The 23,110-nt window shown below is 63.3% G+C and carries 18 protein-coding genes; 15 read left to right on the top strand and 3 right to left on the bottom strand.

Features of this window, described 5'->3' with window-relative positions:
* The first annotated feature begins 5 nt into the window (after window positions 1-5).
* Genes BLQ09_RS13565 through BLQ09_RS13555 form a run of 3 tightly spaced genes read left to right on the top strand, consistent with a single transcriptional unit; the run spans window position 6 to window position 2,375 of the window.
* Window positions 6-1,001: a ubiquinone anaerobic biosynthesis protein UbiU gene (locus tag BLQ09_RS13565; protein ID WP_065948136.1), complete on the top strand. Its 996-nt coding sequence runs from the start codon at window positions 6-8 to the stop codon at window positions 999-1,001.
* Between the two features lie 10 nt (window positions 1,002-1,011).
* A complete protein-coding gene (locus BLQ09_RS13560) occupies window positions 1,012-1,902 on the top strand; it encodes a U32 family peptidase (RefSeq protein ID WP_092357316.1) in 891 nt (296 codons plus the stop codon).
* Complete coding sequence (locus BLQ09_RS13555; RefSeq protein ID WP_092357314.1) at window positions 1,896-2,375, top strand: ubiquinone anaerobic biosynthesis accessory factor UbiT; 480 nt, start codon at window positions 1,896-1,898, stop codon at window positions 2,373-2,375. Before BLQ09_RS13560 ends, BLQ09_RS13555 begins: the two co-directional genes overlap by 7 nt.
* Here BLQ09_RS13555 and BLQ09_RS13550 read toward each other — a convergent pair whose 3' ends face one another.
* From BLQ09_RS13550 to BLQ09_RS13540, 3 genes are all read right to left on the bottom strand, one after another.
* A complete protein-coding gene (locus BLQ09_RS13550; RefSeq protein WP_092357312.1) occupies window positions 2,376-3,056 on the bottom strand; it encodes a Crp/Fnr family transcriptional regulator in 681 nt (226 codons plus the stop codon). It lies immediately after the preceding gene.
* A gap of 351 nt (window positions 3,057-3,407) precedes the next feature.
* On the bottom strand, window positions 3,408-4,055 hold the full coding sequence (gene narL, locus BLQ09_RS13545; protein WP_027607179.1) for a two-component system response regulator NarL: 648 nt from the start codon (window positions 4,053-4,055) through the stop codon (window positions 3,408-3,410).
* Entirely contained in the window at window positions 4,052-5,854 is a 1,803-nt protein-coding gene (locus BLQ09_RS13540; RefSeq protein WP_092357310.1) for a HAMP domain-containing protein, read from the bottom strand. The genes narL and BLQ09_RS13540 overlap by 4 nt, the downstream gene beginning before the upstream one ends.
* 310 nt (window positions 5,855-6,164) lie before the next feature.
* On the opposite strand from BLQ09_RS13540, the gene BLQ09_RS13535 reads away from it, so the two are divergent.
* The 12 genes from BLQ09_RS13535 to BLQ09_RS13470 all read left to right on the top strand — a co-directional run bounded on the left by BLQ09_RS13535 (window position 6,165) and on the right by BLQ09_RS13470 (window position 23,034).
* Entirely contained in the window at window positions 6,165-7,421 is a 1,257-nt protein-coding gene (locus BLQ09_RS13535; RefSeq protein WP_092357308.1) for an MFS transporter, read from the top strand.
* A gap of 2 nt (window positions 7,422-7,423) precedes the next feature.
* The gene (locus tag BLQ09_RS13530) at window positions 7,424-8,821 is read left to right on the top strand and encodes a NarK family nitrate/nitrite MFS transporter (RefSeq protein ID WP_092357306.1); all 1,398 of its coding nucleotides are present in this window, start codon (window positions 7,424-7,426) and stop codon (window positions 8,819-8,821) included.
* 57 nt (window positions 8,822-8,878) lie between these two features.
* Window positions 8,879-12,652: a nitrate reductase subunit alpha gene (locus tag BLQ09_RS13525; protein WP_092357304.1), complete on the top strand. Its 3,774-nt coding sequence runs from the start codon at window positions 8,879-8,881 to the stop codon at window positions 12,650-12,652.
* A gap of 1 nt (window position 12,653) precedes the next feature.
* Window positions 12,654-14,192 (top strand): nitrate reductase subunit beta, encoded by a 1,539-nt coding sequence (narH, locus tag BLQ09_RS13520; RefSeq protein ID WP_027607174.1) that lies wholly within the window; start codon window positions 12,654-12,656, stop codon window positions 14,190-14,192.
* Window positions 14,193-14,195: 3 nt separating this feature from the next.
* Window positions 14,196-14,951, top strand: coding sequence for a nitrate reductase molybdenum cofactor assembly chaperone (gene narJ, locus BLQ09_RS13515; protein WP_027607173.1), 756 nt, complete (start codon window positions 14,196-14,198; stop codon window positions 14,949-14,951).
* Entirely contained in the window at window positions 14,944-15,624 is a 681-nt protein-coding gene (gene narI / locus BLQ09_RS13510; protein WP_027607172.1) for a respiratory nitrate reductase subunit gamma, read from the top strand. Before narJ ends, narI begins: the two co-directional genes overlap by 8 nt.
* Window positions 15,625-15,634: 10 nt before the next feature.
* Window positions 15,635-16,561 carry a peptidylprolyl isomerase gene (locus tag BLQ09_RS13505; protein WP_027607171.1) on the top strand — a complete coding sequence of 309 codons (927 nt, stop codon included), beginning with the start codon at window positions 15,635-15,637 and terminating at the stop codon, window positions 16,559-16,561.
* Between the two features lies 1 nt (window position 16,562).
* Window positions 16,563-17,549 (top strand): GTP 3',8-cyclase MoaA, encoded by a 987-nt coding sequence (gene moaA / locus BLQ09_RS13500; protein ID WP_092357302.1) that lies wholly within the window; start codon window positions 16,563-16,565, stop codon window positions 17,547-17,549.
* A gap of 916 nt (window positions 17,550-18,465) precedes the next feature.
* The gene (locus BLQ09_RS13485) at window positions 18,466-20,466 is read left to right on the top strand and encodes a ribonucleoside triphosphate reductase (RefSeq protein WP_092357300.1); all 2,001 of its coding nucleotides are present in this window, start codon (window positions 18,466-18,468) and stop codon (window positions 20,464-20,466) included.
* A 31-nt stretch (window positions 20,467-20,497) separates the two neighbouring features.
* A complete protein-coding gene (gene nrdD, locus BLQ09_RS13480) occupies window positions 20,498-20,653 on the top strand; it encodes an anaerobic ribonucleoside-triphosphate reductase (RefSeq protein WP_049712898.1) in 156 nt (51 codons plus the stop codon).
* Window positions 20,650-21,345, top strand: coding sequence for an anaerobic ribonucleoside-triphosphate reductase activating protein (locus BLQ09_RS13475; protein ID WP_043293716.1), 696 nt, complete (start codon window positions 20,650-20,652; stop codon window positions 21,343-21,345). Before nrdD ends, BLQ09_RS13475 begins: the two co-directional genes overlap by 4 nt.
* 69 nt (window positions 21,346-21,414) lie before the next feature.
* Window positions 21,415-23,034, top strand: coding sequence for a methyl-accepting chemotaxis protein (locus BLQ09_RS13470; RefSeq protein WP_027607166.1), 1,620 nt, complete (start codon window positions 21,415-21,417; stop codon window positions 23,032-23,034).
* Window positions 23,035-23,110 lie beyond the last annotated feature (76 nt).

The raw sequence follows: 23,110 nt of genomic DNA, 5'->3' as shown, positions 1-23,110 counted from the left end.
CCCCCATGCAACTGGTCTGCCCGGCAGGCAACCTGCCTGCGCTTAAAGCCGCGGTGCGCCAAGGCGCCGATGCGGTGTATGTCGGTTTTCGCGATGACACCAATGCCCGGCACTTTGCCGGGTTGAACATGGACGACAAACAGTTCGACGGTGCCGTCGCCTTTATTCGCCAGCACCAGCGCAAGCTGTACGTGGCGGTCAATACCTACCCGCAACCGAAGATCTGGGCACGCTGGCAACGCGCCGTCGACCGCGCGGCGGACCACGGCGTGGACGCCCTGATCGCCGCCGACCCCGGCGTGCTCGACTACGCCAGCCGCCAGCATCCGCACATGGCCTTGCACCTGTCGGTACAGGGCTCGGCCACCCACGCGGCGGCGCTGAAGTTCTATGCCGAACGCTATGGCATTCGCCGCGCGGTATTGCCCCGTGTGTTGTCCCTGGCCCAGGTCAAGCAGGTGGCTGCGAGCAGCCCGGTGCCCATCGAAGTGTTCGGTTTCGGCAGCCTGTGCATCATGGCCGAGGGGCGTTGCCACCTGTCTTCCTATATCACCGGCGAGTCGCCGAACCTGTGCGGCGTGTGCTCGCCGGCCAAGGCGGTGCGCTGGAGCGAAGATGCCGAGGGCTTGAGTGCGCGCCTGAGCGAAGTACTGATCGACCGCTATACCGCCGACGAACCCGCCGGTTACCCGACCCTTTGCAAGGGCCGCTTCCTGGTCGGCGGCAAACGCTTCCATGCCCTCGAAGAACCCACCAGCCTCGACACCCTCGACCTGCTGCCGGAGCTCAGCGCCATCGGCGTCGAAGCGGTCAAGATCGAAGGCCGCCAACGCAGCCCGGCGTATGTGGAACAAGTCACCCGGGTCTGGCGCGCCGCGCTCGACGCCCACCGCAGCGCACCGGCCAGCTTTGTGGTCAAGGACCAATGGCGCCAGGTGCTGGCCGGGTTATCCGAAGGCAGCCAGACCACACTCGGCGCCTACCATCGTGCATGGCAGTGAGGAGACACAGATGAAACTCAGCCTGGGACCGGTGCTGTTTTATTGGGATAAGGAACACCTGGGGCGCTTCTACTCGGACATGGCCGGCTTGCCCCTGGACGTGATTTACCTGGGCGAAACCGTGTGCGCCAAGCGCCGCGCGTTTTCCCTGGACCGTTGGTTGGGGCTGGGCCGGGAGCTGCAAACCTGCAGCTCGGCGCAGATCGTGTTGTCGAGCTTGACCTTGATCGAAGCCGCCTCCGAACTGTCGAGCCTGCGCCGCCTGTGCGACAACGGCGAGTGGCTGGTGGAGGCCAACGACATGGGCGCGGTGCAGATGCTGATCGAGCGAAAATTGCCCTTTGTCGGCGGCCCGGCGCTCAACCTCTACAACGGTCACGCCCTGGTGCAACTGCTTGACGCCGGCATGCAGCGCTGGGTGCCGCCGGTGGAATGCTCCCAGGGCCTGATCGCCGACGTGCTGGAACAGGTGCGCGAATTGGGCCGGCCGTTGCCCGAAGTGGAGATCTTCGCCTACGGCCATTTGCCTCTGGCGTACTCGGCGCGTTGCTTCACCGCCCGCGCGGAAAACCGCCCCAAGGACGATTGCCAGTTCTGCTGCATCAACTACCCCGACGGCATGCCCCTGACCAGCCAGGAAGGGCAGGCGCTGTTCACCTTGAACGGCATCCAGACCATGTCCGCCGACGTTACCAACCTGCTGGCCGATTACCCCGGCCTGGTGTCCAGCGGCGCCGACCTGTTGCGCCTGAGCCCACGGGCCGAGGGCATGGTCGAGGTGGTGCGTGCCTACGACCAGGTACGCCAGGGCGCTACGCCGCCGCTGTATGTCGAAGGCTGCAACGGCTACTGGCACGGCCAGGCGGGCATGTTGCGGGTTGAGGAGGTGGGCCTGTGCTGAGTCGTAAACCATGGCTGCTCAAGGGGGCCGACCGGTTGTTGCCATTGATCCGCCGCGTGCCATTTGGCGTACAGCGCCTGGCCCTGCAGCAAGCCCTCAACCGCTGCCTGGCCGAACCCCTGCGCGACGGCGGGTTTGACCTGCTGCGCGGGCGTTGGCTGTGTTTGCGTATTCCTGACCTGGGGTTGTGCTGGTACCTGACCCTGGGGCGGGATGGGTTGCGGATTGCGCAAAAGGCTGAGGCGCAGGTCAGCATCAGTGGTAATTGGCGGGAGTTTCTGTTGCTGGCCAGCCGCCAGGAAGATCCGGATACGCTGTTCTTCCGCCGCCGGTTGGTGATCGAGGGGGATACGGAATTGGGGCTGGGGTTGAAGAATCTGATCGACAGTTTGGACCCGGATGTGTTGCCGCCCTGGTTGTGGCGGAATCTGGAGCGGGCGGGGCGGGCGTCAGCGGTCCACAGCGGGCACTGATCAGCCGGCCTGATAGCCCATCAACTGTTCTTCGCAGAGGATTCGAATGGTGCGCCGCTGCACCTCGATCAACCCGCCTTCCACCAGCCGGTGCAGGATCCTTGAAAAGGTCTCCGGCTGGATCCCCAGCTTCGACGCCACCAGGCGCTTGGGCACTTGCAGCACCACCTCGCCACTCAGTGCATCGCGCTCCTGGAACAGGAAGTTGATCACCCGACGGCTGGCGCTGGCCAGGGTCAGGGTGTCGATGTCCTTGAGGCGCTGATGCAGGTGGATGCTCATGCTGGCCAGGATCGCCAGGCAGATTTTCGGCTGGTCTTCCAGGGCCCGGCGGTAGTGCTGGCCTTCGATGCTGACCAGCAAGCTGTCCTTGAGCGCGGTGGCGCTCACCGGATAGGCCTTGGCCTGGGTGAACAGCAGCGCTTCGGCAAAGGTCTGGCCGGGCTGGATGATTTCCACCAGGTGTTCCTGGCCTTCGCCCGTGACCCGGTGCAGCTTGATCTGGCCGCTGACCAGCAGGAAAAAACGCTCGGCCGCGTCGCCCTGGTGCATCAACGGCGCATGGCCGGGCAGGCGCTTGAGATTGGCCAGGGTGCAGACGTCCTGGAAGGTTTTTTCCGGGAGCTGGCTGAACAGGTGATGGCGACGCAGGGTGAGCACGATGTGGGGATGGGTGAGCATGGTTGGGCCTCCGCAATGGGCTAGCGTAGAAGGCTTGGGGCGGGGTTGATATGCCTCTGTGGGGGTACCTCTTGCGGGGTTTGTGTAAACAATGTGGGAGGGGGCTTGCCCCCGATGAGCATGAGTATCTACACAACTTTTCAGCCCCTGACAAATCTCCCTGTGGTGAGCGGGCTTTTTGTGGTGAGCGGGCTTGTCCCGCGCTGGGCTGCGTAGCAGCCCCAAAACCAGTGTCTACAGAGTGTCTGATACACCGCATTCTTCTGGACTGGGGCTGCTGCGCAGCCCAGCGCGGGACAAGCCCGCTCACCACAACAGCCCTATCTGCCGCGCGTTCAGCCTCAAACAGCCTCACCCCGCCTGCCGCAAATGCTCCATCGCCCAGACCGCCGCCTCGACCCGCGACCGCAATCCCAGCTTGTGCAGCAGATTCTTCACATGCACCTTCACCGTGCCCTCGGTAATCCCCAATTTGTGCCCGATTACCTTGTTGCTGTGCCCACTGGCAATCGTCCTCAGCACCTGGCGCTCGCGCTCGGTCAATTCCACTGCCGCATGGGGCTGTGGCGAGCGCAGGGCCTGGGCCAGGACGCGGGTCAGGCCGGGGCTGATGACCAGCGCGCCATGCAACGCATCGCGGATGTACTGGATCAACAACTCCGGCTCCATGTCCTTGAGCAGATAGCCATTGGCATCCAGGCGCAGCGCATCGCGGATGTCGTCCTCGGCGTCGGACACGGTAAACAGCAGCACCTTGCCGGCATAGTTCATGGCCCGCAGGCGGCGCAGGGTTTCCAGGCCGTTCATGTGCGGCATGTTGTTGTCCAGCAGGACCAGGTCCGGTTGCAGCCCGTCGATCTGGTCCAGGGCTTCCTGGCCGTTACCGGCTTCGCCGACCACTTGCAGGTCGTCTTCCAGTTCAAGCATCTGGCGCATGCCGTGGCGCATCATCGGGTGATCGTCGACCAGCAGGATACGGTGGCGGGTGAGGGTGTTCATGAGGCGGTGCCTTGTAGGGAGTGGCCGAGAAATTCCGGTTGGAAACGCAATTGCACGCGGGTGCCTTGGGGCTCGCGGGGGCTGATGTCGAGGTGGCCATGCAGGCTGCGGGCGCGCTCGTCCATGATGGTCAGGCCGTGGTGTTCGCGGGTGTCGACCTCACCGCAGAAGCCCCGGCCGTCGTCCTCGATGCTCAGGCTCACGGTCTCGCCTTCCTGGCGCAGTTGCAGCCAGGCGTTTTGCGCATGGGCATGGCGCAGGCAATTGGACAGGGCCTCGCGGGTGACCTGCAACAAGTGGATCTGTTCGCTGGCCGACAGTTGGAAGGCCAGGGCGTCCACATGCAGGTGCACCTGGAACTCGCCACGCCGCGAGAACTCCTCGGCGGTGTCCTGCAGCTCCTGCACCAGCCCGGCATCGTGGATTTGCAGGCGGAAGGTGGTGAGCAATTCGCGCAGTTGGCGGTAGGCGTTGTTCAGGCCGTCGCGCAGTTCGGCGGTGACGGTGGCCAGGGTTTCCACCGGTTCGCCACGGCGGATCAGGGTTTGCATGCGGCTGACCTGCAGCTTCATGTAGGACAGCGCCTGGGCCAGGGAATCGTGCAGTTCCCGGGCGATGATGGTGCGTTCGTCGAGCAGCAGCAGGCGGTGGTCCTGTTCGCGCTGGCGCTTGAGCGACAGCGAGGTGCCGATCAGGTTGGCCAGGGCCTGGATCAACTGTTTCTCCCAGTCCTGGGGCGCATGGCCGTCGAGGAAGTGCGCCTTGAGTTCGCCCAGTTCCGAGCCCTGGTTGCTGATGCTGAATACCTGGGGGAGCGCCACTTTCTGTTTTTGGCACGTTGCGCAATCACCGATGGCGCAGACGTTGCGGCTATCCCCTCCATTCAGGGAGAGCATCTGCTGGGCCGGCGCCAGGAAGTGCCCTTGCAGGCACAGCGACAGGCGCAGCCCCGGCAGGCGTTTCTGGAAGCGCCGGATCAGTTCATCCAGGCCCTCGGCGTTCGCCAGGCGCGTGGCCAGGCTGCGGCTGCTCTGGTAAAGCAGCTCCAGGGCAGCGTTGGCTTGTTGCAGGTTGAGGGTTTTCTGCCGCACCTGGCTCTCGAGGGTGCGGTGGGAGTGTTCAATGGTTTCGGCCATGGTGTTGAAGCTCAGGGCGAGTTGCCCCAACTCGTCTTCGGAGCGGTGATTGACCCGGGTCTTGAAGTCGCCATCACGAAAGCGCCGGGTCGCGTGCACCAGCTCTTCCAGGGGGTTGACCACGCCGTACTGCAATTCATACAGGCCGATCAGCAGGATGATCAGCGTACTGAACAGAGCCAGGCCCTGGATGCTTTGCTGCCAGCCCTGTTTCTGTTCGCTGTGTTGTTGCAGGAGGCTGACGAATTGGTTCAATTGCTCGACGAACCCCGGTGCGCTGGCCTGGAACAGCATCGCGTCGCCACGGGCCAGCGCCGGGCGCAGATCGGTGTCCCAGCGCTGCTGGATCTGTTGGTAGCTCTGCAGCAGGGCACTGCGCGGGCCGTCTTCAAGCACCGCCTTGAGCGATTGGCTGTCGAGGCGCCCTTGCAGGCTGTGGGTGATGGCGTCGATCTCGTCGGCAGGCGCGCCGGCCGCCAGTTTCCAGCTCAGGTGGTAGGTCTCCATACGCACCGAACCGGCGGTGTTGATGGCGGCCGCGTCGCCCTGGCTGAACCAGGCGATCAGGCCGGCGCTCAAGGAACTGGCGAGGGCGAGGATGGCGATCAGGATCACCGCCAGCCCGGCGCGAGCGGGCAGGGAGCTGCGCAGCCAGTTAAACATGGCGGCGTAAGCGAAGGGGGTTGGAAGCCTGCATGGCGGCACCTGCAAAGGGAAAAGGGCTGAAAAACCGCAATCCCTGGCGCACTACCTCTAAAGAGTTGCCGGCAAACCCTCCCACGGGAAAACGCCGGCACAAGAGACCAATCCATTGATAAATAAAGACTTTCTCTTGTTGTTAAGACTACCTCCTTAGAGGTATGTGGGGCCAGCATAGCCCCATACCCCCCAGGCGGACGTTGACCTGGGTCAAGTTCCACGGGGGTGTCGCCCCTAACCTGCGCCCATGGAATCACTTTCTGGAGCGCATACCGTGACTCAACCCCGTATAAGACAAGGCCTGGTGCTGGGCATGAGCACACTCGCCTTCACCGTCTGCTTTATGGTGTGGATGATGTTCGCCGTGCTGGGCGTACCCATCAAAGAGCTGTTGCAACTCAACGAAACCCAGTTCGGCCTGCTGGCCGCTACCCCGGTATTGACCGGCTCCCTGGTACGCCTGCCCCTGGGCCTGCTGACTGACCGCTTCGGCGGGCGCATCGTGTTCTTCCTGTTGATGCTCGCCTGTGTGCTGCCGCTGTACCTGATCACCTACGCCACCGCCTATTGGCAGTTCCTGGTGCTGGGCCTGTTCGTCGGCCTGGCCGGCGGTTCGTTTTCGGTGGGCATCGCCTACGTGGCCAAGTGGTTCGACAAAGACAACCAGGGCTTTGCCATGGGCGTGTTCGGCGCCGGCAACGCGGGCGCCGCCGTCACCAAGTTCCTGGCCCCGGCGCTGATCGCCCTCGGCACCTGGCACCTGGTGCCCAAGGTGTTCGGCGCGATCCTGTTTATCACCGCGCTACTGTTCTGGTTCCTCACCAGCGAGAACAAGGCCCACCGCAGTGCCGGCGGCGCCACCCTGCGCCAGCAGCTGCTGTGCCTGAAAGACCCGGCCGTGTGGCGCTACTGCCAGTACTACTCGATTGTGTTCGGCGGCTATGTGGCCCTGGCGCTGTGGATGACCAAGTACTACGTGCAGGAATACGGCTTCAGCCTGCAAAGCGCCGCGTTGCTGGCCGCGTGTTTCTCCCTGCCCGGCGGCGTGCTGCGTGCGGTAGGCGGCTGGATGTCCGACCGCTGGGGCGCCCAGAGCGTGACCTGGTGGGTGCTGTGGGTGAGCTGGATCTGCCTGTTCCTGCTCAGCTACCCGCAGACCCAATTGCAGGTGCAGACCGTCAACGGTCCCCTGGATTTCCATATCGGCCTCAACGCCACCCTGTTCACCGTGCTGCTGTTCGTGATGGGCATCGCCTTCGCGTTCGGCAAGGCCTCGGTGTTCAAGTACATCGCCAATGACTACCCACAGAACATGGGCGCGGTGTCCGGCATCGTCGGCCTGGCCGGTGGCCTGGGCGGCTTTGTGCTGCCGATCCTGTTTGGCGCCCTGGTGGACCTCACCGGCGTGCGCTCGTCCTGCTTCATGTTGATGTACGGCGTGGTCTGGGTGTCCCTGACCTGGATGTACTTCAGCGAAATGCGCAAGCAACCGCTGTTGGGCAAAACCGCCCAACCTCTCCAAGGAGAATGAACATGTCCATCGCGCAAAAGCCCGGCTCGGGGCCGGTGATCCACGACTGGCGCCCTGAAGACCCGGCGTTCTGGGGCGCCAGCGGCAAGAAGACCGCGACCCGCAACCTGTGGATCTCGATCCCTGCGCTGTTGCTGGCCTTCGCCGTGTGGATGGTGTGGAGCACGGTGATCGTGCGCCTGAACGCCATCGGCTTTACCTTCAGCACCGACCAGTTGTTCTGGCTGGCGGCGTTGCCGGGCCTGTCCGGTGCCACCTTGCGGGTGTTCTACTCGTTCATGGTGCCGATCTTCGGCGGCCGCCGCTGGACCGCCCTGAGCACCGCGTCGCTGCTGCTGCCGTCGCTGTGGATGGGCTTTGCGGTGCAAGACCCCAACACCCCCTACAGCGTGTTTGTACTGATCGCGCTGCTGTGCGGTTTCGGCGGCGGCAACTTTGCCTCGAGCATGTCCAACATCAGCTTCTTCTACCCCAAGTCGCAGCAAGGCACGGCCCTGGGCCTGAACGCCGGCCTCGGCAACCTGGGGGTATCGGTGATGCAGTTCTGCGTGCCGCTGGTGATCACGTTCGGCGTGTTCGGCCTGGTGGGCGGCCAACCGCAGACCTTGGCGGATGGCAGTCAACTCTGGCTGCAGAACGCCGGTTTCATCTGGGTGCCGTTTATCCTCACCGTCACCGTGGCGGCCTGGTTCGGCATGAATGACCTGTCCAGCGCCCGCGCTTCGTTCAGCGAGCAGGCGGTGATCTTCAAGCGCAAGCACAACTGGCTGATGTGCTGGTTGTACCTGGCGACTTTCGGCTCATTCATCGGTTTTTCGGCGGCGTTCCCGCTGCTGATCAAGACCTCGTTCCCCGACGTGGTGGCGCTGAAATTCGCCTTCCTCGGCCCGCTGGTCGGCGCCCTGGTACGCCCACTCGGCGGCTGGCTGGCGGACAAGCTGGGCGGCGCACGGGTGACCTTGTGGAACTTCGTGCTGATGATCGTGATGGTGTTCGGCGTGCTGCACTTTTTGCCGCAGAACGGGCAGGGCGGCAGCTTCTACGGCTTCCTCGGTATGTTCATGCTGCTGTTCATCACCACCGGCGTCGGCAACGGCTCCACCTTCCGCATGATCCCGGTGATCTTCCGCACCCAGCACGAGAAGGCCAGTGCCGGTAAGTCCGCCGCCGAGCGCGAGCAGGCGATCAAGGATGCCGGTAAGGAATCCGCCGCGGTGCTGGGCTTCAGTTCGGCCATGGGCGCCTTCGGTGCGTTCTTCATTCCCAAGTCCTTCGGCACGTCCATGGCCGCCACTGGCAGCCCGGCGATGGCCTTCTACATGTTTGTCGGTTTCTACCTGAGCTGCATCGTCGTGACCTGGTGGTGGTACGCCCGCAAAGGCTGCGCCACACCCTGCTGATCGACCACGAATTCGCGGGGCAACGCACCCCACGGCACGCCTGATGAGGAAAGCATCATGAGTCACTTACTGGATCAACTGCGGTTCTTCAACCGCAAGCAAAACGAATTCTCCGACGGTCACGGCGAGACCCGCAAGGAGTCCCGCGACTGGGAAAACGTCTACCGTTCGCGCTGGCAGTACGACAAGATCGTGCGCTCCACCCACGGCGTGAACTGCACCGGCTCGTGCTCGTGGAAGATCTACGTGAAGAACGGCCTGATCACCTGGGAAACCCAGCAGACCGACTACCCGCGCACCCGCAACGACCTGCCCAACCATGAGCCGCGCGGCTGCCCACGGGGTGCCAGCTACAGCTGGTACATCTACAGCGCCAACCGCCTCAAGTACCCGAAGATCCGCAAGCCGCTGCTCAAGCTGTGGCGTGAGGCGCGCCAGACCCTGTCGCCGGTGGAGGCGTGGGCGAGCATCGTCGAGGACAAGGTCAAGGCCGACTCGTACAAGAGCAAGCGCGGCATGGGCGGTTTCATTCGCTCGAACTGGGAGGAGGTCAACGAGATCATCGCCGCCTCCAACGTCTACACCATCAAGCAATACGGCCCGGACCGCATCGTCGGCTTCTCGCCGATCCCGGCCATGTCGATGGTCAGCTACGCGGCGGGTTCGCGTTACCTGTCGCTGCTCGGCGGCGTGTGCCTGAGCTTCTACGACTGGTACTGCGACCTGCCTCCGGCCTCGCCGATGGTGTGGGGCGAGCAGACCGACGTGCCCGAATCGGCCGACTGGTACAACTCCAACTACATCATCGCCTGGGGTTCCAACGTCCCGCAGACCCGTACCCCGGACGCGCACTTCTTCACCGAGGTGCGCTACAAGGGCACCAAGACCGTGGCCATCACCCCGGACTATTCGGAAGTGGCCAAGCTCACCGATCTGTGGCTCAACCCCAAGCAGGGCACCGACGCCGCGTTGGCCCAGGCCTTCAACCATGTGATCTTCAAGGAATTTCACCTGGATAAACCGAGCGCCTACTTCACCGACTACGCCAAGCGCTTTACCGACTTGCCGGTGCTGGTGATGCTCAAGCCGATGACCGGGTTCGCGCCCGGCGCCGGCTTCCAGCCCGACCGCTTCCTGCGTGCCTCGGACCTCACCGGCAACCTCGGCCAGGACAACAACCCGGAATGGAAAACCATCGCCCTCGACGAAAGCGGTGAACTGGTGTCGCCACAAGGCTCCATCGGCTACCGCTGGGGCGAGAAGGGCAAGTGGAACATCCTCGCCAAGGAGGGCGGTGAAGGCCGTGCCATCGACCTGAAACTCAGCTTGATCGGCGACGACATCGCCGAAGTGGCCTTCCCGTATTTTGCCGGCGAAGCCCACGAGCACTTCCAGCACGTGGCCGGCGATGCCGTGCAGTTCCGCCGCGTGCCGGTGCACAGCGTGACCCTGGCTGACGGCAGCGTGGCCAAAGTGGCGACGGTGTTCGACCTGTCCGCCGCCAACCTGGCCATCGACCGTGGCCTGGGCGGCCAGAACGTGGCCAGGGACTACGACGACGCCAGCGTGCCGGGCACCCCGGCGTGGCAGGAAGCGATCACCGGTGTCAGCCGCGAGAAAGCCATCCAGATCGCCCGTGAGTTCGCCGACAACGCCGACAAGACCAAGGGCCGTTCGATGATCATCGTCGGCGCGGCGATGAACCACTGGTACCACATGGACATGAACTATCGCGGGCTGATCAATATGCTCATGCTCTGCGGTTGTGTCGGCCAGACCGGCGGCGGCTGGGCCCACTACGTCGGCCAGGAAAAACTGCGCCCGCAATGCGGCTGGCTGCCCCTGGCCTTCGGCCTCGACTGGAACCGCCCGCCACGCCAGATGAACGGCACCAGCTTCTTCTACGGCCACAGCTCGCAATGGCGCCACGAGAAGATGAGCATGCACGACGTGCTCTCGCCGCTGGCCGACAAGTCGCAATTCCCGGAACACGCCCTGGACTACAACATCCGCGCCGAACGCGCCGGCTGGTTGCCCAGTGCCCCACAGCTCAACACCAACCCGCTGCACATTTGCCGTGATGCGGCTGCAGCCGGCATGACGCCGAAGGACTACGTGGTCAAATCCTGGCAGGACGGCAGCCTGCGCTTCGCCTGCGAACAGCCGGACAGCCCGGTGAACTTCCCGCGCAACATGTTTATCTGGCGCTCCAACCTGCTCGGTTCCTCGGGCAAGGGCCATGAGTACATGCTCAAGTACCTGTTGGGCACCAAGAACGGCGTGATGAACGAAGACATCGGCCACAGCACCGAATGCAAGCCCACTGAGGCCGAATGGGTCGAGGACGGCGCCATCGGCAAGCTCGACCTGGTGACCACCCTCGACTTCCGCATGTCCTCCACCTGCGTGTATTCCGACATCGTCTTGCCGACTGCCACCTGGTACGAAAAAGACGACATGAACACCTCGGACATGCACCCGTTCATTCACCCGTTGTCGGCGGCCATCGACCCGGCGTGGGAGTCGCGTTCCGACTGGGAAATCTACAAGGGCATCGCCAAGGCGTTCTCGGCCATGTCGGTCGGCCACCTGGGCGTGGAGCAAGACCTGGTCACCGTCCCGTTGATGCACGACAGCGTCGGCGAACTGGCCCAGCCGTTTGGCGGCACCGACTGGAAAAGCGCCGGTGTGGCGCCGGTGCCGGGCAAGAACGCGCCGAACATGGCGGTGGTGGAGCGCGACTACCCGAACATCTACAAGCAGTTCTCGTCCCTGGGCCCCATGCTGGAAAAACTCGGCAACGGCGGCAAGGGCATCAACTGGAACACCGACGAAGAAGTCGAGTTCCTCGGCGAGCTGAACCATCACGAAAGCGCTGCGGGCATCAGCCACGGCCGGCCGAAAATCGACACGGCCATCGACGCCGCCGAAGTGATCCTGTCCCTGGCCCCGGAAACCAACGGCAAGGTCGCCTTGAAAGCCTGGGCCGCGCTGTCGGAATTCACCGGCATCGACCACAGCCACCTGGCGATCTCCAAGGCCCACGAAGCGATTCGCTTCCGCGACATCCAGGCGCAGCCGCGCAAGATCATCTCCAGCCCGACCTGGTCCGGCCTGGAAGACGAGCACGTGAGCTACAACGCCGGCTACACCAACGTCCATGAAAACATCCCATGGCGCACCATCACCGGCCGCCAGCAGTTCTATCAGGATCACCCGTGGATGCAGGCGTTCGGCGAGCAGCTGATGAGCTACCGGCCACCGGTCAACACCCGCACCATCGAAGGGGTGAAGGGCAAGCGCAGCAATGGCGAGACCGAGATCGTGCTGAACTGGATCACCCCGCACCAGAAGTGGGGCATCCACAGCACCTACAGCGACAACCTGCTGATGCTCACCCTGAGTCGTGGCGGACCGATCGTGTGGCTCTCGGAAATCGACGCCAAGCGCGCCGGCATCGAAGACAACGACTGGATCGAATGCTTCAACGTCAACGGCGCATTGACCGCCCGTGCGGTGGTCAGCCAGCGCGTCAAGGAAGGCATGGTGATGATGTACCACGCCCAGGAACGCATCGTGAACGTGCCGGGTTCGGAAACCACCAAGACCCGCGGCGGCCACCACAATTCGGTGACCCGCGTGGTGCTCAAGCCGACCCACATGATCGGCGGCTATGCCCAGCAGGCCTACGGTTTCAACTACTACGGCACGGTCGGTTGCAACCGCGATGAGTTTGTCGTGGTGCGCAAGATGGCCAAGGTCGACTGGCTCGATGGCTCCAGCGGCGATGATTTGCCGCGCCCATTGCCGACTGACATCGAGGAGAACTGAGATGAAAATTCGCTCACAGATCGGCATGGTCCTCAACCTGGACAAATGCATCGGCTGCCACACCTGTTCCATCACCTGCAAAAACGTGTGGACCAGCCGTGAAGGCATGGAATACGCCTGGTTCAACAACGTCGAGTCCAAGCCCGGTATCGGCTACCCCAAGGAGTGGGAGAACCAGGACAAGTGGAAGGGCGGCTGGGTGCGCAACGCCAATGGCTCGATCAACCCCCGCATCGGCGGCAAGTTCCGCGTGTTGGCGAACATCTTCGCCAACCCCGACCTGCCGAGCCTGGACGACTACTACGAGCCGTTCGACTTCGACTATCAGCACTTGCACACCGCACCATTGGGCGAGCACCAGCCGACCGCACGCCCGCGTTCGCTGGTGTCCGGCAAGCGCATGGAAAAGATCGAGTGGGGCCCGAACTGGGAGGAAATCCTCGGTACCGAATTCGCCAAGCGTCGCAAGGACAAGAACTTCGACCAGATCCAGGCCGACATTTATGGCGAGTACGAAAACACCTTCATGATGTACCTGCCGCGCCTGTGCGAGCACTGCCTCAACCCGGCGTGTGCGGCATCCTGCCCGAGCGGTGCGATCTACAAGCGTGAAGAAGACGGCATCGTGCTGATCGACCAGGAGAAGTGCCGGGGCTGGCGCATGTGCATCAGCGGTTGCCCGTACAAGAAAATCTATTTCAACTGGAAGAGCGGCAAGTCCGAGAAGTGCATCTTCTGCTACCCGCGTATCGAAGCCGGTATGCCGACCGTGTGCGCCGAAACCTGCGTGGGTCGGATTCGCTACCTCGGTGTGTTGCTGTACGACGCCGACCGTATCAGCGAAGTGGCCAGCACCGCCAACGAGCAGGACCTGTACGAGAAGCAACTGGAGATCTTCCTCGACCCGAATGACCCGGCGGTGATTCGCCAGGCCCTGGCCGATGGCGTGCCGCAGTCGGTGATCGACTCGGCCCAGCGTTCGCCGGTGTACAAAATGGCCGTCGACTGGAAGCTGGCGCTGCCGCTGCACCCGGAATACCGCACCTTGCCGATGGTCTGGTACGTGCCGCCGCTGTCACCGATCCAGAACGCCGCCGCGGCCGGCACCGTGGGCATGAACGGGGTGATCCCGGATGTGGACAGCCTGCGTATTCCGCTGCGTTACCTGGCGAACATGCTCACCGCCGGCGATGAAAAACCGGTCAAGCGTGCACTCAAGCGCTTGTTGGCGATGCGCGCCTACAAACGCTCCCAGCAAGTCGATGGCGTACAGGACCTGCAAGTGCTCGAAGACGTCGGCCTGAGCGTTGAACAGGTGGAAGAGATGTACCGCTACCTGGCCATCGCCAACTACGAAGACCGCTTCGTGGTACCGAGCGCCCACCGTGAAGACGCCATGAGCGACGCGTTCGCCGAACGCTCCGGCTGTGGTTTCAGCTTCGGCAGCGGTTGCAGCGGCAGCTCCGACACCAACATGTTCGGCGCCAAGAAGGCCAACCGCCGAGACGTGCTGAAAACCGTCCAGATCTGGGAGGACTGAGCCATGCGCATTCTTAAAGTGATTTCGTTGCTGCTGGACTACCCCACTGAAACCTTGGTGAACGGCCGCGACGAACTGGAGCAGGCAATTCTCGAATCCCGGGAAATCAGCCCCAAGCAGCGCGGTGCGTTGTTCGAGCTGCTGGAACTGATCTGCGCCAATGACCTGATGGACGGCCAGGAACACTACGGCGCGCTGTTTGGCCGGGGCCGTTCGCTGTCGCTGTTGTTGTTCGAACACGTGCACGGCGAGTCCCGCGACCGTGGCCAGGCCATGGTCGACATGATGGCCCAGTACGAAGAAGCCGGCTTTGCCATCGGCGTCAAGGAGCTGCCGGACTACATCCCGTTGTACCTGGAGTTCCTGTCCACCCGCGAAGACATCGAGGCCCGGGAGGGCCTGGCGGATGTGGCGCACCTGTTGGCCTTGCTCGCTGCGCGTCTCGACGAGCGTGAGAGCGGCTATGCCAGTTGCTTCCGTGCGCTGTTGCAGATTGCCGGCGCCGAGCCGCACCAGGCCGTGGCCGAACTGCGTGCCCAGGTCGCCGCCGAACCGCGCGACGACTCCCTCGAAGCCCTGGACAAAATCTGGGAAGAGGAAGCGGTGGACTTTATGCAGGCTGAGCAACAGGACCGCTGCAGCTCGATGCCGAGCAGTCCGGGCAAGGCCCGCGAAGAAAGCGCGGTGCCGTTGCACTGGGTGGATTTTCAGCAAGAAGGCCGGGCCGCAGCGCCCGCCGGGGAGGTGGGTAATGTCTAAGTGGAATTTGCTGGTATTCGGGGTGTACCCCTATGTGGCCCTGGCGATCTGCCTGTTGGGCAGTTGGGCACGGTTCGACCTGTCGCAGTACACCTGGAAGGCCGGTTCCAGCCAGATGCTCAACAACCGGGGCATGCGCGTGGCGAGCAATTTTTTCCACATCGGCGTGCTGTTCGTGCTGGCCGGGCATTTTGTCGGCCTGCTGACCCCGGCGTCGGTTTACCACCATGTGATCAGCACTGAGCACAAGCAGTTGCTGGCGATGGTCTCGGGTGGCTTCTTCGGCCTGCTGTGCCTGGTGGGCCTGCTGATGCTGGTCAAGCGTCGCCTGGGGGACCCGCGCGTGCGGGCGACCTCGAGCCCGTCGGACATCTTGATCCTGCTGGTGTTGCTGGCGCAGTTGCTGCTGGGCCTGCTGACCATCGTCGCCTCCACCGGGCATATGGACGGCTCGGTGATGGTGATGCTCGCCGACTGGGCGCAGAACGTGGTGCTGTTGCGGCCGGTGGAAGCGGCCGAGTCGATTGCGCCGGTGTCGCTGATCTACAAGGCCCACGTGGCGCTGGGCTTGACCCTGTTTGTGCTGTTCCCGTTTACCCGCCTGGTGCACATGGTCAGCGCGCCGATCTGGTACCTGGGGCGTCGTTATCAAATCGTGCGGCAGAAGTATTGAGGAGAACGTCATGACTACAGGATGCGGATGTGGTGGCGGTAACGGCGGCAGCGGTGGTTGCGGCTCGTCGGCCAAGGAACCGGTGATGGCCGAGGCTGTGGCCCAGGCCTCTTTCGAGGAGATCAAGGCGCCGGAATTGATCGCCAGCAGTGAACAGGAATGGCCGATCATCAGCGTCAACGGCGTGGCGGTCACGCCCGAGGCCATGGCCCTGGAGTTGCAATACCACCCGGCCGCCAGCCGCGAGGAAGCGGTGTACCTGGCCGCCCGCGCGCTGGTGATCCGCGAGCTGTTGCAACAGCGGATCGCCGAGCTGGGCCTGGCGGTGGAAATCGCCGCCGGCGAGAACGAAGAAGAAGCCGCCACGCGCCTGCTGCTGGAGCGTGAGGTGACGGTGCCCGACTGCGACGAAGCCACCTGCGTGCGCTACTTCGAGAACAACCGTGGGCGCTTTCACAGCGCGCCGTTGCTGGCGGTGCGGCATATCCTGCTCGAGTGCGCGCCGGACGACGCCGAGGCGCGCCACCTGGCGCACACCCAGGCCGAAGTCCTGCTGCTGACGCTGGAAGAACATCCGGGCCAGTTTGCCGAACTGGCGCTCAAGTACTCGGCCTGCCCGTCCAAGGCACAGGGTGGTTCGCTGGGCCAGGTGAGCAAAGGCCAGACCGTGCCGGAGTTGGAGCGCCAGTTGTTCACCCTGGCCCCAGGTTTGGCCGCCAAACCGCTGGAGAGCCGCTACGGCTGGCATGTGATCAGTGTCGACCAGCGTATCGAAGGCCAGCCGTTGCCGTATGAAGCGGTAGCCGTCGCGATTCGCACCCAGTTGCAGCAAGGGGTGTGGCAGAAGGCATTGGTGCAGTACCTGCAAACCCTGATCGGCGCGGCGGACATCCGCGGCATCGCGCTGCAGGGCGCCGACTCACCGTTGGTGCAGTGACATGAGCCTGGTGGATGGGGTGGGCCGTTCGATCGATTACCTGCGTTTGTCGGTGACCGACCGTTGCGATTTTCGTTGTGTGTACTGCATGGCGAAAAACATGACATTCCTGCCGCGCCAGCAGGTGTTGACCCTGGAAGAACTGCAACGCCTGGCCGCGCTGTTCGTGGGGCAGGGCGTGCGCAAGATCCGCCTCACCGGGGGCGAACCGCTGATTCGCCCGGGCATTGTCGGGCTGTGCCGCAACATCGCGGCACTGCCGGGCTTGCGTGAACTGGTGATGACCAGCAATGGCTCGCAGTTGGCGCGACTGGCGCGGCCATTGGTGGAGGCGGGGGTCAAGCGCATGAACATCAGCCTCGACAGCCTGGATGCGCAACGCTTTCGCGGGATTACCCGTAACGGAGACCTGCGCCAGGTGCTGGACGGTATCGAGGCCGCGCGGGATGCGGGGTTCGAGCGGGTCAAGCTCAACTGCGTGGTGATGAAAGGGCGCAACTTCGACGAGGTGCCGGCGTTGGTGCGGTACGCCATCGACCAGGGTGTCGACATCAGTTTTATCGAGGAAATGCCCCTGGGGGACGTGGGGCGATCGCGGGGCGAGACGTTCTGCTCCAGCGATGAAGTACGCGCGGTGATTGCCCGTGAGCATGGGCTGATCGATAGCACCGAGAACAGCGGCGGGCCGGCGCGGTATGTGCGGTTGGCCGGGCATCCTGGGACGCGGGTGGGGTTTATTTCGCCAAATTCCCATAATTTCTGTGGCGGTTGTAATCGGGTACGGATGACGGTGGAAGGGCAGTTGCTGTTGTGCCTGGGGCAGGAGGATGCGCTGGATTTTCGCGCGTTGTTACGGCGCTATCCGCTGGAGGATGGGCCGTTGGTCGAGGCGTTGCACAGGGGGTTGAAGGGCAAGCCGTTGCGGCATGATTTCAGTGGGGAGGGGGAGGTGCAGGTGGTGCGGTTTATGAATATGAGTGGGGGGTGAGGGGGGTGAGGGGTGTGTGGGGTGTGTGGGGTGGTGTGGTATTGAGTACATATCCGTTTCTTCGGTAACGGCGGCTTAGGGTTCCGCTCTTACAGCGGCTCACTTTTGGAGGGACCCAAAAGTAACCAAAAGGTCCTCGCCCCAACACTCGGCACCTCGCCTAGGCTCGGTGTGCCCTCACTCCGGCTTTGGAGCGTGGGCCGCCGCGATGGGCCATCCATGGCCCAGCGCGGCTAACCCGGCGTCCTGCCGGGTTACCCACGCTCCAAAGCCTGCGTTCGGCCAGCGTGTTTGACGGGGCGATTTTAGATCAAGAGCCGAAGCGCGGCGGCCTTAGAGCCGACCGGAGTTGGGTCTGGTGTACTCGGTAAATGTGGGAGGGGGCTTGCCCCCGATTGCAGTGGGTCAGTACCAAATCCATCAACTGACACTCCCTCATCGGGGGCTAGCCCCCTCCCACATTTGGATCTCCACATATCAGCTAGAACTCGGTCTGCTTTTGCTCTGCTTTTGCTCTGGCTTTTGATCTTGATCCTAGGCGCCCCGTCAAACACGCTGGCCGAACGCAGGCTTGAATCCGTGGGTAACCCGGCAGGACGCCGGGTTAGCCGTCCTGGGCCAGGGATGGCCCATGACGGCGGCCCACGGATTCAAGCCTTCGTTCGGGCACACCGAGCCTAGGCGAGGTGCCGAGTGTTGGGGCAAGAGCCCTTTTGGTTACTTTTGGGGCTCTTTTCCAAAAGTGACCCGCCGTAAGGGCGGAACCCTAAGCCGCCGTTACCTAAATAACGGATATGTACCCAATCAAAAAACCTTGACCCCGATCAAGGGACCCCCACCCCATTCTCCGTAACCTCACTGCATATTGTGTCTGTAAACCTAAAAATATCTACATGTAGTGCCTGGAGCCCGGAAAATGCAAAACACGCTCACCCCGCTGGTCAGCACCCGCCTACACAAACGCGACGGCAGCCTGGTCCCCTTCAACGCCGAAAAAATCCACCACGCCCTGACCGCCGCCGGTACCGCCACCGGCGAGTACCAGGAGGCCGACGTCGACCTGTTACTGGGCGCTGTCCTGGCTCGCCTGAGGGGCATCGAACACCTGGACGTCGAACAAATCCAGGACAGCGTCGAACGCGTATTGATGGACGCCGGCTACTTCCTTTCCATGCGCGCCTATATCGTCTACCGCGAACAACACGGCCGCCTGCGTCGCGACCGCAAGACCCTGGTGGAAGTCGCCACCTCGATGAACGAATACCTCGACCGCGAAGACTGGCGTGTGCAAGCCAATGCCAACCAGGGCTATTCCCTGGGCGGGCTGGTGTTGAACGTGTCGGGCAAGGTCACCGCCAACTATTGGCTCGACGAGGTCTACAGCCAGCAGATCGGCCGTGCGCACCGTGAGGCGGATCTGCATATCCATGACCTGGACATGCTCGCCGGGTATTGCGCCGGCTGGTCGCTGCGGTCGCTGTTGCACGAAGGCCTCAATGGCGTGCCGGGCCGTGTCGAAGCCGGGCCGCCCAAGCACTTGAGCAGCGCCCTGGGGCAGATGGTCAATTTCCTCGGCACCCTGCAAAACGAATGGGCCGGCGCCCAGGCGTTCAGCTCGTTCGATACCTACCTGGCGCCCTATGTGCGCAAGGATCAACTGAGTTACGCCGAGGTGCGCCAGGCGGTGCAGGAGTTCATCTACAACCTCAACGTGCCGTCGCGCTGGGGCACCCAGACGCCGTTTACCAACCTGACCTTCGACTGGGTGTGCCCGGAAGATCTGCGCGAGCAGGTACCGGTGATCGGCGGTGAGGAAATGCCGTTTGCCTATGGCGACCTGCAAGCGGAAATGGCGCTGATCAACCGCGCCTATATCGAAGTGATGCAGGCCGGCGATGCCAAGGGCCGGGTCTTCACCTTCCCGATTCCCACCTACAACATCACCCACGATTTCCCCTGGGACAGCGAGAACGCCGACCGCCTGTTCGAGATGACCGCGCGCTACGGCCTGCCGTATTTCCAGAACTTCCTCAATTCCGATATGCAACCCAACCAGGTGCGCTCGATGTGCTGCCGCCTGCAACTGGACGTGCGCGAGCTGCTCAAGCGCGGCGGTGGGTTGTTCGGTTCGGCGGAGCAGACCGGCAGCCTGGGCGTGGTGACGATCAACTGCGCGCGCCTCGGTTACCTGTTCAAGGGCGACACCTCGGGCCTGTTGCAACGCCTGGACAGCCTGATGGACATGGCCATGGAAAGCCTGGAGGTCAAGCGCAAGGTGATCCAGCACCATATGGACGCCGGCTTGTACCCCTACACCAAGCGTTACTTGGGCACCTTGCGCAATCACTTCTCCACCATCGGCCTCAACGGCATGCACGAGATGCTGCGCAATTTCACCGGCGACGAGCAGGGCATGCACACCGAAGAGGGCCGCACATTTGCCCTCAAGCTGCTCGACCATGTGCGTGCCACCTTGCTGCGCTTTCAGGAAGACACCGGCCACCTCTACAACCTCGAAGCCACCCCGGCGGAAGGCACCACCTACCGCTTCGCCAAGGAAGACCGCAAGCGCTACCCGGGCATCCTGCAGGCCGGCAGCGACATCGCGCCGTACTACACTAACTCCTCGCAACTGCCGGTGGGCTTTACCCAGGACCCCTTCGAAGCCCTGGAGCTGCAAGACGAACTGCAATGCAAGTACACCGGCGGCACCGTGTTGCACCTGTACATGGCCGAGCAGATTTCCTCGGCCCAGGCCTGCAAGCAGCTGGTGCGCAAGGCGTTGGGACGTTTCCGCCTGCCGTACCTGACGATCACCCCGACGTTCTCGATCTGCCCGGTGCACGGTTACCTCGCCGGTGAGCATGAGTTCTGTCCCAAGTGCGATGAAGTGCTGGCACTGGCCGCTGCGCACTGAACCGATCTTCCAACCCGCAAGGAGATTCACCATGCAAGCATCCCAGCCACAACGTCAGCGCTGCGAAGTCTGGACCCGGGTGATGGGCTATCACCGGCCCGTGTCGGCGTTCAATCCCGGCAAACAATCCGAGCACAAGGAACGGGTGCATTTCACTGAAACGGCCGCCGTGGCCGGGCGCCAATGAGTCGAGCGCTACGGGTCGGGGGCCTGGTGCCCCTGACCACCCTCGACTACCCCGGCATGCTCGCCTGTGTGCTGTTTTGCCAGGGCTGTGCCTGGCGCTGTCGTTACTGCCACAACCCGGACCTGATCCCGCCGCGCGGTAGCACGGAGGTGGATTGGCGCCGGGTGTTGCTGTTCTTGCAGCGGCGCAAGGACTTGCTCGACGCCGTGGTGTTCAGCGGCGGCGAGCCGACCTTGCAGGAAGGCTTGCCGGCGGCCATGGATGAAGTGCGGGCGATGGGCTTTCGTGTCGGCCTGCACAGCGCCGGGATCAAGCCGGCAGGGTTTGCCAATGCGTTGCGGCATGCCGATTGGGTCGGCTTTGACGTCAAGGCGCTGGCCGAGGATTGCCAGTCGATTACCCAGGTCAGGAACAGCGGTGCCGCCAACTGGCGCAGCCTCGACACCCTGTTGGCCAGCGGCGTCGAGTACGAGTGCCGCACCACGGTGCATTGGCATTTGATCGACCCGCCTCGGTTGCTGTTGCTGGCCCAGCGTTTGCAAGCGAATGGCGTGCAACGCTTTGCGGTGCAAATGGTGCGCACGGCCAGCATGCTCGATGCGCAATTGTCGAGTTCTCCGCCACAGGCTGCCTTGCCGGAGTTATGGAGCCGATTGCGCGAGTTGTTTCCTGCCTTTGTATTGCGAGGGTGATCGGCGCCCTCAAGCGGATTTTTATAGATGCTGCCCATGACGGGCAGGTGTTCATCAGGGACTATCACAATGAAGCAATTAACCACGGCACAACGCATTGTCATCGGCTTCGCGATTGCGCCGCTGGCGCTGGTCGGCTTGGTGTTTTACGCCCTTCACGACCTGGCGACCCTCAAGCAGCAGTCCGAGCAGATCGTGCAGCAGGACTGGCCCAGAATTGCGCCGATCATGGTGATCGCCACCGGGGTGCGCGATAACGGGCGCAACACCCGCGACCTGCTGATCGACCAGGACAACCAACAGGCCCAGGCCTCCATCGGCACCACGCGCGAGCGCATCACCCAGGCGTTCGCCACCCTCGAACCGCTGCTCGACACCGCCGAAGGCAAGGCCGCCTATGCCACCTTGAAAACCCACCGTGAGGCCTACGTGGCGGCCTTCACCCAGGTGCAGGCGCTGATCCGGCAAGGTGCGCGCGAGCAGGGCCTGGCCCAGCTCAAACAGCAGGTGATCCCGGCCGAGCTGGAGGTGTTCAAGAGTTTGGATGCGTTGATGGCCATGCAGGGGCGGTTGTTCGCCGAGCGTCAGCAGGCGGCGCAAACCCTGTATGACGAGGCACGACGCACCATGCTCGGGCTGTTCCTGCTGTGCCTGGCCCTGGTGGTGGTGGCGGCGGTGATCGTCACGCGTAGCGTCACCCGCCCGCTGGGCGGCGAGCCGGATGAGGTGGCGCGGGTGTTGAGTCATATCGCCGAGGGCGACCTGACCCTCGAGGTGCCGTTGGGCAACAGTATCGACGGCAGTGTGATGCGCAATCTGCACCAGATGCAGCAGAGCCTCAACCAGATGGTCCGCCATATCGCCGCGTCGGTGGACGGCGTGGCCAGCTCGTCGGAAGAGTTGAGCGCGGTCAGCGGCCAGACCAGCAGCAGCCTGCAGTTGCAGGGCCAGGAAATCGAACAGGCCGCCACGGCGGTGAATGAAATGACCGCCGCCGTCGACGAGGTGGCACGCAATGCCGTGAGCACCAGCGAAGCCTCGCGCCTGTCGGAGCAGACCGCCCAGCGTGGACAGGCGCAGGTGCAGGAAACCGTGGCGTCGATCAATACCTTGGCCACCGGTGTGGTGGAAACCTCGGAGCGTATCCAGCAGTTGGCCGGCCGTGTGCAAGACATCAGCAGCGTGCTCGAAGTGATCCGCAGCATTGCCGACCAGACCAACCTGCTGGCGTTGAACGCGGCCATCGAAGCGGCCCGCGCCGGGGAAGCCGGACGCGGGTTTGCGGTGGTCGCCGATGAAGTGCGCGCGTTGGCCCATCGCACCCAGGTCTCGACCCAGGAGATCGAGCAGATGATCGGCAATATCCGCCAGGACACTGAACACGCCGTGGCCGCCATGCACAGCAGCAGCGAGCGGGTACAGGCGACCTTGAGCGTGGCGCAACGTTCGGGAGAAGCGCTGGACGAGATCACCCGGTCGATCTCGCAGATCAACGAACGCAATATGATGATTGCCAGCGCCACGGAAGAGCAGGCGCTGGTGGCGCGGGAAGTGGATCGCAACCTGGTGGGCATTCGCAACTTGTCCCAGCAGGTGTTACAGGGCGCGATACACACCGAGACGGCGGGGCACGACCTGGCCGGGATGGCGGGGACGCTGCATCAGACGGTGGCGCGGTTCAAGGTGTAACTTCGGCTGGTGCGGTCAGGGGGCTTGTTTCCGTGGCGGCCTTCGGGCCGACCATGTCGTTGGATTTGATTGAGTA

This window comes from Pseudomonas sp. NFACC25 (assembly GCF_900100935.1).
In the GTDB taxonomy this organism is placed as follows: domain Bacteria; phylum Pseudomonadota; class Gammaproteobacteria; order Pseudomonadales; family Pseudomonadaceae; genus Aquipseudomonas; species Aquipseudomonas marginalis.
The sequence above is the reverse complement of the archived record's forward strand: the minus strand, read 5'-3'. Positions and strand labels throughout refer to the sequence as shown.